8 protein-coding genes are annotated in these 13,661 nt (G+C 74.1%); 6 read left to right on the top strand and 2 right to left on the bottom strand.

Annotation, left to right across the window (positions count from 1 at the left end; all coding sequences use genetic code 11):
- The first annotated feature begins 312 nt into the window (after positions 1-312).
- Positions 313-3,594, top strand: a complete 3,282-nt coding sequence (locus AB0G01_RS16570; RefSeq protein WP_360945852.1) for a DUF4082 domain-containing protein — start codon at positions 313-315, stop codon at positions 3,592-3,594.
- A 90-nt stretch (positions 3,595-3,684) separates the two neighbouring features.
- Here the strand turns inward: AB0G01_RS16570 and AB0G01_RS16565 are convergent, their stop codons facing one another.
- Positions 3,685-4,110, bottom strand: a complete 426-nt coding sequence (locus AB0G01_RS16565) for an Hsp20/alpha crystallin family protein (protein WP_360946496.1) — start codon at positions 4,108-4,110, stop codon at positions 3,685-3,687.
- A gap of 281 nt (positions 4,111-4,391) precedes the next feature.
- Here AB0G01_RS16565 and AB0G01_RS16560 point away from each other — a divergent pair, with 281 nt between their 5' ends.
- On the top strand, positions 4,392-5,753 hold the full coding sequence (locus tag AB0G01_RS16560) for a cytochrome P450 (RefSeq protein WP_360945849.1): 1,362 nt from the start codon (positions 4,392-4,394) through the stop codon (positions 5,751-5,753).
- A 21-nt stretch (positions 5,754-5,774) separates the two neighbouring features.
- On the top strand, positions 5,775-7,193 hold the full coding sequence (locus AB0G01_RS16555) for a hypothetical protein (RefSeq protein WP_360945846.1): 1,419 nt from the start codon (positions 5,775-5,777) through the stop codon (positions 7,191-7,193).
- Between the two features lie 42 nt (positions 7,194-7,235).
- Here AB0G01_RS16555 and AB0G01_RS16550 read toward each other — a convergent pair whose 3' ends face one another.
- On the bottom strand, positions 7,236-9,155 hold the full coding sequence (locus tag AB0G01_RS16550; protein ID WP_360945843.1) for a Crp/Fnr family transcriptional regulator: 1,920 nt from the start codon (positions 9,153-9,155) through the stop codon (positions 7,236-7,238).
- Positions 9,156-10,084: 929 nt separating this feature from the next.
- Between AB0G01_RS16550 and AB0G01_RS16545 the strand changes: the two genes are divergently transcribed.
- From AB0G01_RS16545 to AB0G01_RS16535, 3 genes are all read left to right on the top strand, one after another.
- Positions 10,085-10,855, top strand: coding sequence for a VOC family protein (locus AB0G01_RS16545; RefSeq protein ID WP_360945840.1), 771 nt, complete (start codon positions 10,085-10,087; stop codon positions 10,853-10,855).
- 315 nt (positions 10,856-11,170) lie between these two features.
- On the top strand, positions 11,171-12,235 hold the full coding sequence (locus AB0G01_RS16540; protein ID WP_360945837.1) for an acyl-CoA reductase: 1,065 nt from the start codon (positions 11,171-11,173) through the stop codon (positions 12,233-12,235).
- A 3-nt stretch (positions 12,236-12,238) separates the two neighbouring features.
- Entirely contained in the window at positions 12,239-13,633 is a 1,395-nt protein-coding gene (locus tag AB0G01_RS16535; protein ID WP_360945834.1) for an acyl-CoA reductase, read from the top strand.
- The last annotated feature ends 28 nt before the right edge of the window (positions 13,634-13,661 follow it).

The raw sequence follows: 13,661 nt of genomic DNA, 5'->3' as shown, positions 1-13,661 counted from the left end.
CTGTCCGCATGAATCGGGTGCCCGCGTCCCACCTGCGGTCGCACCGCCGGGATCGCCCGTGTGCCGGGCGCACAGGGCCGTCGGAGCCAGTGCCCGCTGGGGCACACGGTCCCGCGCACTGCGGGGAGATGGCCCAAGTTGTTGTGCCGCAAGTGTTCCCGTCGCCTGCCGTCCTTCGGCCCACCGGGCGGTCGCGGTAACGGCCCGCCGCGCGCCACCGATGCCCGGCGTGAAACCGAGGCCATTCCGCCTCGGGGGAGAGGCGGGAAAGCCATGCCCTTGTCCGGTGCCTTACGGCACAGATCCACCGCGGTGTCGGCGCGACTGCTCGTGGTCGTCGTCGTCGCCGCTTTCCTGGTCCCGGTGGTGGCCGGGCCCCGCGCCGTCGCGGAACCGACGGCGGCGGCTCCGGCGGTCGAGATCACCGGGGTCCCCGCCGGGGCCGTGGTCGGCGCGCGCTACGCGTTCTCCGGCACGGTCGCCGAACCGGCGGCGGTCGCGGCGGTGGAGGTGTCCACGGACGGCGGCGCGTTGTGGCGGCCCGCCGGGTGGACCGCCGGCTCGGCCGCCTGGAGCGCCGCCTACACGCCCACCGCGTCCGGTCGGGCGCAGCTCCGGGTTCGCGCGCTCGACGCCGCGCGGAACCCGTTGAGCACCGCGTCGGCCACCCCCTCGGTCGCGCCCCGCGCGTGCCCGTGCGGGCTGTGGGGCGACGACGACACTCCGCGCGTCGCCGACCTGAGCGACGGCTCGGCCGTCGAACTCGGCGTGAAGTGGCGGTCCTCCGCGCCCGGGTACGTGCGCGGCGTCCGGTTCTACAAGGGGCCGGGCAACACCGGCACCCACACCGGGAGCCTGTGGAGCACCACCGGGACCCGCCTGGCCACCGGCACGTTCGTCGGCGAAACCGCCGCCGGGTGGCAGGCGCTGCTGTTCCCGTCGCCGGTCGCGGTCGACGCCGACCGGACCTACGTCGTGTCCTACCTCTCGCCCACCGGGCACTTCTCCGCCGACACCGGCTACTTCGCCCAGTCCGCCCGCCACCTGGAGCCGTTGACCGGCGAGCGGTCCTCCCTGGAGAGCGGCAACGGCGTGTTCCGCCCCGGCGGCGGCTTCCCCGACCGCAGCGCGGAGAACACCAACTACTGGGTCGACGTGCTGTGGGCGACCTCCACCGGGCCCGACGCGCGGGCACCGCAGCTCGTGACCACCACCCCGGTCGCCGGCGCGGGCAGCGTGGTGCCGCGCACGGGGGTGAACGCCGTGTACGACGAGGTGGTCGACCCGTCCTCGGTGGAGTTCGCGCTCACCGGACCGGCGGGCCCGGTCGCGGGCACGGCGTCGGTGACCATCGGTGGCGTGACCGTGCTGTTCGAACCGTCCGCCGCGCTGACCCCCGGTACGACCTACACGGCGCGGGTGAGCGCGCGTGACGCCGTGGGCAACCAGGCCCACTCGCACAGTTGGGCGTTCACCACGGGATCGCCGCGCCCGGCCGCCTGCCCGTGCACGGTGTGGGACGACGCCACCACCCCGACCGAGGTGTCCACCGGCGACACCGACGCCGTCGAACTCGGGACGAAGGTCCGGTTCGACGGTCGCGGCGAGGTGTCGGGCGTCCGGTTCTACAAGGGCGCGGCCAACACCGGCACGCACACCGGCTCGTTCTGGTCGTCCACCGGCCTGCTGCTGGCGACCGGGACGTTCACCGACGAGACGACGACCGGCTGGCAGACGCTGACGTTCCTCAACCCGGTGGCCGTGCAGGCGAACACGACCTACGTCGTGTCCTACTACGCGCCCCACGGCCGGTACGCGGTGGACGTCGACCACTTCCGCGCCCAGGCGTCCTACGGCGGCATCCGCGCACTGGCGGCCGGCGTGGACGGCGGCAACGGCGTGTTCCGCTACGGCGGCGGCTTCCCGTCGGCCAGCCACAACCGGAACAACTACTGGGTGGACGTGGTCTACCGCAGCGGCCTCAACGGCGACCGGACCCCGCCCACCCTGGTCTCCGGCACCCCGGGGCGGGACGCCACGGCCGTACCGGTCGGCGGGCCGGTGTCGTTGACCTACAGCGAGCCCGTCGACCCGGCGTCGCCGCAGGTGTGGCTGACCGATCCGGGCGGCGTGCGCCTGCTCGGCGCGTCGACGCTGTCCGACGACCAGCAGACGGTGGTCTGGAAACCGAACGGGCGGCTGGCCCCCGCCACGGAGTACACCGTGAACGCGCTCGTGGCCGACGTCAACGGCAACACCACCGCCACCACGGAGACGTGGTCGTTCACCACGGCGGCCGGAGCGGCCTGCCCGTGCTCGTTGTTCAGCACGGCGACCGTGCCGACGACGGAATCGGCGGGGAGCTCGGCGTCGTCCGAGCTCGGCGTGCGGTTCACGGCGGCCTACAACGGCCAGGTGTCCGGCGTCCGGTTCTACAAGGGCGCGGCCAACACCGGCACGCACACCGGCACCCTGTGGGCCGCCGACGGCACCCGGCTGGCCGTCGGCACGTTCGTGCACGAGACCGCGACCGGGTGGCAGACGTTGACCTTCGCGAGCCCGGTGGACATCCGGGCCGGACAGGTCTACGTGGCGTCCTACACCGCGCCGAACGGCCAGTACGCCCTGGGGTCGGGCTACTTCCAATCCCGTGGCGTCACCTCGCCGCCGCTGTCGGCCGGCCAGAACACCGGGGACAGCCCCAACGGCGTCTACGCGACCGGTGGCGCGTTCCCGACGACGAACTACGGCGGCAACCAGTACTGGGTGGACGTGGTCTTCACGTTCAGCGGCGACACCACGCCCCCCGCGCACCGCAGCCACACACCGCTCGACGACGCCACCGAGGTCGACCTCGACGGCCCGGTCACCGCGTCGTTCGACGAGCCGGTCGACCTGACCGACACCACCGTCACGGTCACCGACGGCGGCGGCGCGCGCCTCACGGGCAGGATCAGCCGCACCCCGGACGGGCACACCGTCGTGTGGACGCCGGACGCGCGCCTCTCGGCGAACACCCGGCACACGGTCACGGTCCGCGCGGCCGACGAGACGGCGAACCACGAGCCCGCGGCGACGACCTGGCGGTTCACGACCACCGCGACGCAGGCGTGCCCGTGCACGTTGTTCAGCGACGCGGCCGTGCCGGAACTGGAGTGGGAGCCGTTCACGTCCTACCACCACGTCGGGGTCAGGTTCCTGCCCACGGTGGACGGCACGGTCACGGGCGTGCGGTTCTACAAGACCGGGTGGAACGAGGGCACGCACACCGGGTCGCTGTGGTCGGTGGACGGCACGCGCCTCGCGACGGGCACCTTCACCGGCGAGACCGCGACCGGCTGGCAGACCCTGACGTTCGAGACCCCGGTGCCGGTGACCGCCGGTCGCTCCTACCTGGCGAGCTACACGCCCGACACCCACCCGGCCCGGAACAGGACCTACTTCTCCGGCCACCGGGTGGACTCGCCGCCGTTGACGACGCCGGCCGAGGAGCCGACCTCGTACGTCACGCTCGACCCGCAGGGCATGCCGGACACCCCGGCGGGTGCGGTGAACTTCTGGGTCGACGCGGTGTTCCGGCCGGCCGCCGGCTGACCCGGTCGGCTCGGGCCAGGCCCGGCGGACGCGATCCGGCGGCCCCGGCGGACGAACTCGTCCGCCGGGGCCGCTGCCGTCGCGCGGGGGTCAGGCGTCGATCGGCTTGACCTCGGACTCCGCGGTGACCGCGATCTTGCGCGGCTTCGCCCGGTCCGCGACCGGGATTCGCAGGGTCAGCACGCCGTGCTCGTAGTTCGCCCGGATCTTCTCCGCGTCGAGCCCCTCGCCCAGGAACAACTGCCGGCTGAACAGCCCGCGCGGGCGCTCGGACACCAGGTACTCGCGGTCACCCGAGTTCGCGCGCTCGGCGCGCACGGTCAGCACGTTGCGCTCCACGTCGAGGTCGATCGACTCGGCGCGGACGCCGGGCAGGTCGAGCTGGACCACGAACTCCTCACCGTCGCGGTAGGCGTCCATCGGCATCGCGGCGGGACGGGCGGAGGTCCCGTCGACGCCGAAGAACTGCTGGGTGAGCCGGTCGAGCTCGCGGAACGGGTCGGTGCGCATCAACATCGTCACGGGTTCCTTCCACACCAATCGGTCATGGGGCGCGGCGGTGGTCCCCGCCGCTCGTAGTTGCCAACGACCGACTCAACTTTGTTGTTCCCGACCGCGCGAGAAATTTCCGGCCGTCGACCGATCGCCTGGTGGGGCCGGCCCGGTGCCGACCGGCCCGGCGTTCGGGTGACAGGACCGCCGGCACACCCGAACGGACGTCGAAACGGCGGGCCGAACGGTGTCAACCTTGGTCCGTCCGAGACGGGCACGACGGTGCCCGGAACCGGAGGAGGCCCATGGACCACGCCGCCGCGTCCCCGATCCCCGTCGCCCGGGGAGCCGTGCCGTTCCTCGGGCACTCGCTGGCCGTGCTGCGCGGCCCGCTCGGCTTCCTGTCGTCCCTGGCCGGCCAGGGCGACCTGGTGAGCGTCTCGTTCGGCCCGGTCAAGGCGATCATGGTCGGTGATCCCGGCCTGGCCAACCGGGTGTTCCTGGACGACCGGACGTTCGACAAGGGCGGCCCGTTCAGCGAGCGCGCCCGCGAGGTGGTGGGCAACAGCGTCGCCTTCTGCCCGCACGCCCCGCACCGCCGGCTGCGCCGCCTGCTCCAGCCCGCGTTCCACGTCGACCGGCTCACCGAGTACGGGCGGATCATGTCCGAGCGGATCGACCACCACGTCGGCGGCTGGCGGGAGGGCCAGGTGCTCGACGTCCCGGCGGAGATGACGGTGATCACCACGAGCGTGCTGACCGCCACGATGTTCTCCGACGACCTGTCGCCCGACGAGTTGCGCCAGGTCCGGCAGGACGCGGACGTGGTGGCCGCCGACTTCATGTTCCGGGTCGTCATGCCGGACGCGGTGCTGCGCCTGCCCCTGCCGATCAACCGGCGCTTCGAGCGCGCCAACGTCCGGATGCACCACCTCCTGCGGCAGCTCGTGACGGCCCGCCGGGCCGGTGGCGTCGACCGGGGGGACCTGCTCTCGGCGCTGCTCGCCGCGTCCGACACCGAGTCCGCCGGCACGGACCGCACGCTGTCGGACGAGGAGATCGTGAACGAGGTGATGACGTTCCACCTGGCCGGGACCGAGACCACCGCGTCCGCGCTGGCGTGGGCGCTGCACCTGGTCGCCCGCCACCCGGAGGTCGAACGCCGGCTGCACGCCGAGGTCGACCGGGTGCTGGGCGGGCGCGCCGCGCGGTACGACGACCTGCCCGCGCTGGAGCTCGCCGGGCGGATCATCACCGAGACCCTGCGGCTGTACGCGCCGGTCTGGCTGCTGACCCGGCGGGTCTCGGCCGACACCGAGCTGGCCGGCCACCCGGTGCCCGTCGGCACCGTCGTGGCGTTCTGCCCGCAGCTCGTCCACCACCGGCCCGACCTGTACCCGGACCCGCACCGGTTCGACCCGGACCGGTGGGACGCGGCCCGCCGGCCCGTGCCGCCGCGCACCGCGTTCGTGCCGTTCGCGCACGGCGCGCGCAAGTGCATCGGCGACCGGTTCGGCCTCGTCGAGTCCACCCTGGCCCTCGCGACGATCGCCGCGCGGTGGCGGCTGGAGGACCTCTCGCGCCCCCGGGACCTCAAGCCCGGCCTGTCCTCGGTGATCCGCCCGCGCCGGCTGCGGATGAGGGCCACCGCCCGCGCGGCGGGGTAGTCCACCAATAGGGTTCCGGGTGTGCCCATCGCATTCGACACGACCGGCCTCCACCCGCAGGACCCGACCACCTGGGCGAACCCCGTGACCGGCGACCGGGTGAGCCTCCAGTACTTCGACCTCGTCCCGGACCTGCCCGCGCCGCTGGAGGACCTGGCGAGACTGAGGCACGACCTGGCGGTGGTCTACGGCGAGTCCGGCTGCCTGATCGAAGCGCACACCCTGCTGCTCGGCGGCGTGCCCGCGTTGTTCCAGGTGCTCAAGGTGCCCATCCCGAACCAGCCGGCCGGGCAGGTGTTCGTCGCCTCGTTCACCGTGCCGCGCGCCGGGTCGAGCGCGGTCCTGATGACGCAGGCGGTCGAGCGCGGCACGACCGGGGTGCGGGAGGCCGTGCTGGCGGCCCGGGTCGGGTTCGACCGGTGGCTGATGCCGCACCCGTACGCGCCGGAGGTCAAGGGGCGGCTGCCGTTCCACGCGGGCGACGACCCCCGGTTCGACCAGGAGTTCCCCGACCACCCGCTGACCCGGGTCCGGGCCTGGGCGCACCACGTGATCCGGACCGCCACCGTCGACCCGAGGTTCGCGGCCCTGCCGCCGTTCCCCGGCCCGGTCCCGGCCACCCCGCCGCCGGTTCCGCACCCGCCGGTTCAGCAGGCACCCGTCCCACCGCCGCCGGTTCCGCACCCGCCGGCCCCGTCACCACCCGCGCCGCAGCCGCCCGTCGAGCAGCCCGCCCCTCCGGCGACGTCGGCGGACGGGCCGGGGCCGGCGGTGGGCTCGACGCTCACCACGGTCGTGCCGGGCCTGCCGATCGGCGGCTACCTCCCGCTGTGGGTCGGCGCGGAGTGCACCTTCTGGCGGATGCACGACCCGGCCGAGGTGCTGGACCTCCTCGGTCGCGGCCTGCTCGCGCGCAGCCCGTGGGGCGAGAGCCGGTTCCGCGAGCTGGTGGCGCTCGACCCGGACTCCTCCAGCATCGTGCTCCTCGACCGCTACCGCGCCGACGACGGCGGCATCGCCGCCGGGGTGGCCGAGCTGAGCCGGGTCGGCGGCCAGGAGGCCAGCGACGGGATGACCCAGACCACCCTGGTCGACGCCTTCCAGTGGGTCGGCCGGATCAGCGCGGCGGCGGCCGGGCGCGGCGAGTGCCTCGCGGTCGAGCCCGGTCAGCACGAGGGCGACCTCCAGGAGCCCTACGTGCTGCTGGTCGAGCGGGAGTACGAGGGGCAGCGGCTCTCGGTCGCGCGGACCGCCCCCGCGCCGCCCGCCGACCTGCCGATGTGGGAGGGCCGGTCGGCGGTGAGCGGCCCGGCCACGCCCGAGTCGGTCGGGACCGGCGGCCTGCTCGCGATGTACGCGATGGACACCTGGGGCGTGCACCCGCTGCACCTGTGCCTCACCTTCGCCCCGGTGCCGGACCTGGTGCGCGCCGAGGAGTGATCAGGAACCGGGGCGCACCTCCGGGAGCCGGTGGGGATCAGGTCACGTGAGCCGGGCGAACCTCCGCAGTTGGTCGAGGTCCGGCACCAGCACGTCCCGCCGGTAGTGGCTGACCACCACGCCGGCCTTGCGCAGGTCGCTGAACGCCTTCTCGGCGGTGCGCGGCTTCATCCCGGCCATCGAGGCCAGTTCGACCTTGGTCAGCGGGATGCCCAGGGTCCACCCGCCGCGCTCCTCCCGCCCGTAGGAGCCGACCAGTTCGGTGAGCACCCGCGCGACGCGCTCGGCGGCGGTGTGCGACAGGAAGTCCCGGCGGCGCTTGTTGGCCCACCGGAGCTGGTCGTCGATCACGCTGATCAGCTCGACGAACATGTCGTTGCGGCGGTGCAGGAACGCCGTCAGCTCGGCGCTGGTGATCAGCTTCGCCACGACGTCGCCGCAGGTCACGACGGTCGCCGAGCGCGGCTTGTGGTCCAGCGCCGCCATCTCGCCGACCAGGTCGCCCGCGACCCGGATGGCCAGCACGGCGGTGTCCCCGGCCTCGTCGGTGACCTGGACCTTCACCACCCCGTCGAGCAGCAGGAACGCGTGCGTGTCGCGCGCGTCCTGCTCGATCAGCTCCCGGTCGGCGGCGTAGCGCACCACCGTGCCGACGGTGAGCAGCTCCTGGCGGGTGTGGTCGCGCAGCCGGCCGAGCAGGCTGTGGTCGGGCCACTGCGGGTCGGTGGCGAGCTGCGGGCCGGGCGTGACCAATCGGTTCGGGTGCTGGCGGGGCACCGCACCCCGGGTCAGCGGGATCGCGGGCTTGGACCGGGCGAGCAGCCGCGCGGCCTCCTCGACCGGCACGTGCACGTCCTCCAGCGCGCGCCGCGCGCCGAACTCGCCGGCCTGCGCCTCGCACGCCCGCAACTGGCGGGCCAGCAGCCGGGCCGCCGGGTGGGAGTTGCCGTGGATCGCGAAGGCGCGGCCGGCGGCGGTGCGCACGGTGTCGAGGGCGCGCCGGGCCTGGGCCGGCGCGCCCTCGACCCGGGCGACCTCCAGCTCGGCGGCGGCCAGGTTCGACTGGGCGACCAGGGCGTTGGGGTGGTCCGGGCCGAGCTTGGCGACCGCGAGGTCGGCCGCGCCGCGCAGGCTGGGCAGCACGAGCTGCGCTTGCGCCGCCGACCGCCGCACGCGGGCCAGCTCGAACTCGGCGGACGCCAGGTTGGCGCGGGCGACGAGGGATTGGGGGTGGTGCGGGCCGAGCGCGGAGACCGTCCGGTCGGTGGCCTCGCGCAGGTCGGCCAGCGTCTCGCCGACGCGGTCGGCCCCGCCCTGGTCGCGGGCGATCTGGAAGCGCGCGGAGCGGAGGTTGATCAGCACGGTCAGGGTCTGCGGGTGGTCCGCGCCGAGGGTGGCGGTGGTGCGGCGGAGGTCGTCTTCGAGGGTGTCCGGGTCGTCGCCGAGGTCGGCGAGCAGGTCCGGCGAGGCGGCGACGTGCTCGCCCACCGCCGTGGGCCGCCGCTCCGCGTGGGCGCGCGCGACGCCGACGCCGATCGCGGCGGCCAGCGGCGCGGCGACGGGCTCGCCGGACCACTTGCCGGCCTCGGGGCGGACGTGCCGGCCGGCCGTGCCGCCGGTCATGGGGGCGGCACCGCCGGTCCACGGCCCGGTGATGTGCTGCCCGACCAGGTCGGACCGGCCGCGCGCGACGGCGACCAGCGCCCGCTGGTCGCGCACCTTGGCGGCCTCGTCGCTGCCCGGGTCGACCAGGTCGAGCATCGCGTCGAGCAGTTCCTCGCCGGCGTCGGCGGAGCCGATCCGGGCCAGTGCGGCCACGCAGCGCAGCAGCCGGTCGACGTGGCGGCGGGCGGTGATGGCGTCGAGAGTGTCCGCGAGCTCGACCGCCAGGTGGCGCGCCTCCCGGCGATCCGGTGCGGACCGGGCCAGGACGGTTTCGAGTTCGACCACTCGGCTGTTCATTCCGGCACTCCAGGTGGCTGGTGGTTGCATCCGGGGGGCATGGGGGCCTACTCGTACTGCCGGCGTGGAATCGGTCCCCACAGCGCGGATATCGCGGTCTATGGCGCTTCGTTAGCCCGACCGGTGACATCGTTACGGTTGGAATGGTCGGACGTTCGCCGGGGGCCGCAATAATGCGGACGAAACACCCCGCTATTCACCACCGGGGTCTGATAAGGGCGGTCGGGGCGATTGCCACGGTCCGCATTGGTAGCGCTCCCACACGGTCTGCCCTGCACGGGGTCATTCGCCCAGCGCTGCGGTCACTTGCCGGGTCCGGCGAATGCCGAGTGGATTCGGCCCACCTGTCACTGTCCGTGAACCGGGCAGTCGGGAGTGCCGGCGGCGGACCTCGGCGAGAAAGCCGCTTATGAATTATTCATGGGTTCAGCATGTGGTTATCATGGTTGTTGCTCATGTTCGACGTGATCACCGGAGACCACCCCGACGGAGTAGTGCGCGGAGCCCCGGCGAAGTCGGCCACGCGGGTGCGCTGTTCATCGGACCGGACGGCGAACCCGCAGACGAGGTGGGGGCGGTCCGCCCACCGGTGTCCGGCTGCCGGCGCGTGGTCGCGTCCGATCGGGCAGACCCGTGCCACGGGAGGGCGCGGCGCTGCCCGCACGCCGGCGCGCCGCTTTCCGCCGGGTCACGCGGTGTCCACAGTGGACGCGACGACCGGTGGTCGGCCGGATTCGGCACCGCCCGGCCGTCAGCGCTCCGGAGTCGCGCCGAATTCGGCTCGCGGAGCGCGGCACGACGGGGGCCGGTGGTCGGCCGAGCGGGGCGCGGTCGCATCGGCGTCCACATCGGCCGGTTGCCGGGTGTCCTCCGGGCCGCGCGGCACTACCGTGGGGCCGGCCTGGAACCTCTCGCAGAGAAGGTGAATCTTGCTTACCACCAACTACACCCCCGGCGTGCCCAACTGGATCGACCTCGGCAGCCCCGACGTCGACCGGACGGTGTCGTTCTACACCGGGGTTTTCGGCTGGGAATTCCAGTCCCTGGGCCCGGACGCCGGCGGCTACGGCTTCTTCCGGCAGGGCGGCAGGACCGTCGCCGCGATCGGCCCGCTGACCGACGGCGACGCGAACGCGGCGTGGACCGTGTACTTCCACACCCGTGACGCCGACGCCACCGCGAAAGCCGTGGTCGAGGCGGGCGGCAAGGTGCGGGTGGACCCGTTCGACGTGTTCACCAACGGCCGGACCGCGCAGCTCAGCGACCCCGGCGACGCCGGGTTCGCGATCTGGCAGCCCGGTGACGTCGACGGCCTGGACCTGGTCACCGAGCCCGGCTCGGTGAGCTGGCTGGAGTTGCAGAGCCCGGACATCGAGGCGGCGCGGGCGTTCTACCGCGACGTCTTCGGCTGGACCGCCACCGACACCCCGGTCGCGGGTGGCCAGTACACCCTGTTCACCCCGGCGGACGGCGGCGCGAACAGCGAGATCGCCGGCGTCGCCGAGGTGCCGGAGGGGCACCCGCCGCACTGGCTGCCGTACTTCGAGGTCACCGACGTCGACGCGGCGGCGGCGAAGACCGAGGAGCTCGGCGGCACGGTCGTGCTGCCGCCGGTCGACTTCGAGGGCGTGGGCCGCCTCGCGTGGCTGGCCGACCAGCACAGCGCCAAGTTCGCCGTCATCACGAGCGTCCCGGCCTGACCTGGGACGGCCGGGGACCCGCCGCCGGGGTCCCCGGCGACTGTCGTAGCGCCGGGCGGGCACCCGGCGCAGTGCCTTGCTCTGCGTGACGATGTGAGACGCCTTCGCTACCCTTCGTGACCGCAATTTCCGGGGTAGTGCGTTCAGGGGAAGTTCCTTGGTGGTCGAGACCACCCGTTGCTAGCGTGCCGACGTCGCTGCCCGGCCGGGACGGACACCAGTGGTGCGTTACCGCGCACCACTGGGGATGTGCACCACATCTCCCCGACTTCTCCCTCCGTCGGGGACGTTCTCGACCACCCCTGGAGGCAGTCGATGACCGTCGCGCACGACGACCCGCACGTGGCCCGGCTCTTCGAGCGGATGGCGGCCCTGATCACCGACCAGGCCGGCGACCCGGCCGCGATCCACGAGCAGCTCACCGAACTGGCCGTGGCGAACGCGCCGGACGTGGCGCGGTACTGGAAGCAGGTCGGGACCGGGGTGGGCGTGCCGGACACCGCCTACAAGGACGGGGGACCGCACCTGTTCCCCGACGAGCCCGCCGTCCGGGTGTTCCGCACCAGCGGGACGACCGGGTCCGTGCGCGGCGCGGTCCGCTACTCGCGGCTCGGCCTGGTGCTCAAGGGGTTGGCGGTGACGGCCCACGCCCGCCGGGACCTGATCCCCGACGAGGTCAGACCGGTGGTCGTCCGGTTCGCGCCGACCGAGCGGGCCGCGCCGGACATGGCCATCGCGTTCGACATGGCCCGCATCCAGGAGGAGTGCGGCGACCCGGCGCTCAGCACGTCGGTGATCGGCGAATCCGGTGTGGACTACCCGCTGCTGGCCCGGACCCTCGACGCGGCGGTGGTCGAGGGGCTGCCCGTGGTGCTGATCGGCGCGAGCTTCGCCTTCGTCAACATCTGCGACCGGCTGGCGGCGGAGGGCAGGCGCTGGGAGCTGCCGCCCGGGTCGCGCATGTACGACGGCGGCGGGTTCAAGGGCAGGTCCCGCGTGATGCGCGTGGACGACCTGCGCACCGCCGTCCGCCGGGTGTTCGGCATCGAGCGCTTCGGCAACATCTTCGGCATGACCGAGCTGGCCAACCAGCACTACGACGCGGCGGACGTCCCGGTGGGACCGCTCGGCGAGCGCCCCAAGCCGTGGCGGCTGTGCGGCGGGCCCCGGGTGCGCGACCCGCGCACCCGGGAGTTCCTCGCGGCGGGGCCCGGCCTGCTGGAGATCACCGACCTGTCCCTGCTCGACCGCCCGCACGTGCTGCTCACCGGCGACGTCGGCATCGCCACGGCGGACGGCGTGGCGATCGCCGGGCGGATCTCGGGCAGCACCAGCCGGGGCTGCTCGCTGTCCCTGGACGAGATGACCGGAGGCCGCTGACCGATGAGCGTGTCCTGGATTCCCGCGCACGTCACCGGCGCGACCGAGCCGTTCACCCTGACCTCCGGGCCGCACGCGTGGTCCGGCCTGCGCCCGGTCGACTGGGCGGCGACCGGCGACGACCTGCGCCGGGCCCACGAACGGCTGCGCGAGCTGCCGGTGCGCCGGATCGTCGCCGCCGTCGACGTGGCCGCGCGGCGCTGGGCCGACCGCGACTTCCCGGAGCGCCGCGCGGCGGCGGTGGCCGTGGCGGCGGTGACCGGCATGTCCGCCGAGACCGTGGACCGCGCGCTGGACGCCGAGCTGGGCGCGCTGCGCGCGCCGTCGCTGTTCGCCGCCCTGCGGCGGGAGCTGGGCGACCCCGAGGTGCTCGACGGCTTCTGCGGCGGCACCACCGCGATCGGTCCCCGCGTGGTGCTGGCGGTGTTCTCCGGCAACGTCCCCGGCCTGCCCGCCCGGTCCCTGGTGCGGGCGCTGCTGGTGAAGGCCGCGGTGATCGCGAAGGTCCCGGCCCGGGAACCGAACTTCACGGCCGCGTTCCTGCGCACCCTGCACGAGGTGGAGCCGCTGCTCGCCGACGCGGTGGTGGCGACCTACTGGGACCGGGACGACGACACCGCGCTGTCCGCCGCGCTGGAGCAGGCCGACGCCGTGGTCGCCTACGGCAGCGACCAGGCGTGCGCGGCGATCCGGAGCAGGGTCGCACCGCACCAGGTCTACGAGGAGCACGGCCACAAGCTGTCCTTCGGCGTGATCGACGACGAGTACTTCCGGTTGCACGGTCCCGTCGAGGTGGCCCGCCGGATCGCGGCGGATTGCAGCGACTTCGACCAGCACGCCTGCCTGTCCCCGCAGGTCTACCTGGTCGTCGCCGAGCACGCCCGCGTTGTCGCGGAGCACGTCGCGCACGCGATGCGCGCCGCCGCCGGGGACTGCCCGCCCGGCGCGGTCGGCGACCACGACGCGACCGTGCTGCAACACCGCAGGCTCGTCGCCGAGTGGCGGGCGGCCAGCTCGCCCACCGGTGGGGTGTGGGCCTCGGACGGTCTGGAGTGGACGGTCGTGCTCGACGACGCGCTGCTCCCGCTCAGCGGCGCGGGCAACCGCGTCGCGCGGATCGTCGCGGTGCCCGACGTGACCGCCGCGGTGGACGCGATGCGCCCGTACGCGCGGCACCTCCAGAACGTCGGTTGGGGCGTGGCGGGCGCGGAGTTCCGGCGTGCGGCGGGGGAACTGGCCCGGCTCGGCGCGAGCCGGCTGGCCGAACCGGGCACCATGGGCCGCGCCGGGATGCGGTGGCGGCACGACGGGCAACCGCGCATCGCGGGCCTGCTGCGCTGGTGCGACGTGGAGCGCGGGAACCGGCCGACGACGGCCTCCGACGCCGTCGCGCGCTGACCCCGGACCGGGGTTCGACCACGGGTCC

Origin of the sequence: Actinosynnema sp. NPDC023587 (assembly GCF_040640215.1) — a bacterium.
Classification (GTDB): Bacteria; Actinomycetota; Actinomycetes; order Mycobacteriales; family Pseudonocardiaceae; genus Actinosynnema.
The sequence above is the reverse complement of the archived record's forward strand: the minus strand, read 5'-3'. Positions and strand labels throughout refer to the sequence as shown.

Excerpts from the sequence above, each read along its gene's own strand:
- AB0G01_RS16565 (WP_360946496.1), bottom strand. The coding sequence starts at position 4,110 with ATGTTGATGCGCACCGACCCGTTCCGCGAGCTCGACCGGCTCACCCAG.
- AB0G01_RS16535 (WP_360945834.1), top strand. The coding sequence starts at position 12,239 with ATGAGCGTGTCCTGGATTCCCGCGCACGTCACCGGCGCGACCGAGCCG.
- AB0G01_RS16560 (WP_360945849.1), top strand. The coding sequence starts at position 4,392 with ATGGACCACGCCGCCGCGTCCCCGATCCCCGTCGCCCGGGGAGCCGTG.
- AB0G01_RS16540 (WP_360945837.1), top strand. The coding sequence starts at position 11,171 with ATGACCGTCGCGCACGACGACCCGCACGTGGCCCGGCTCTTCGAGCGG.
- AB0G01_RS16550 (WP_360945843.1), bottom strand. The coding sequence starts at position 9,155 with ATGAACAGCCGAGTGGTCGAACTCGAAACCGTCCTGGCCCGGTCCGCA.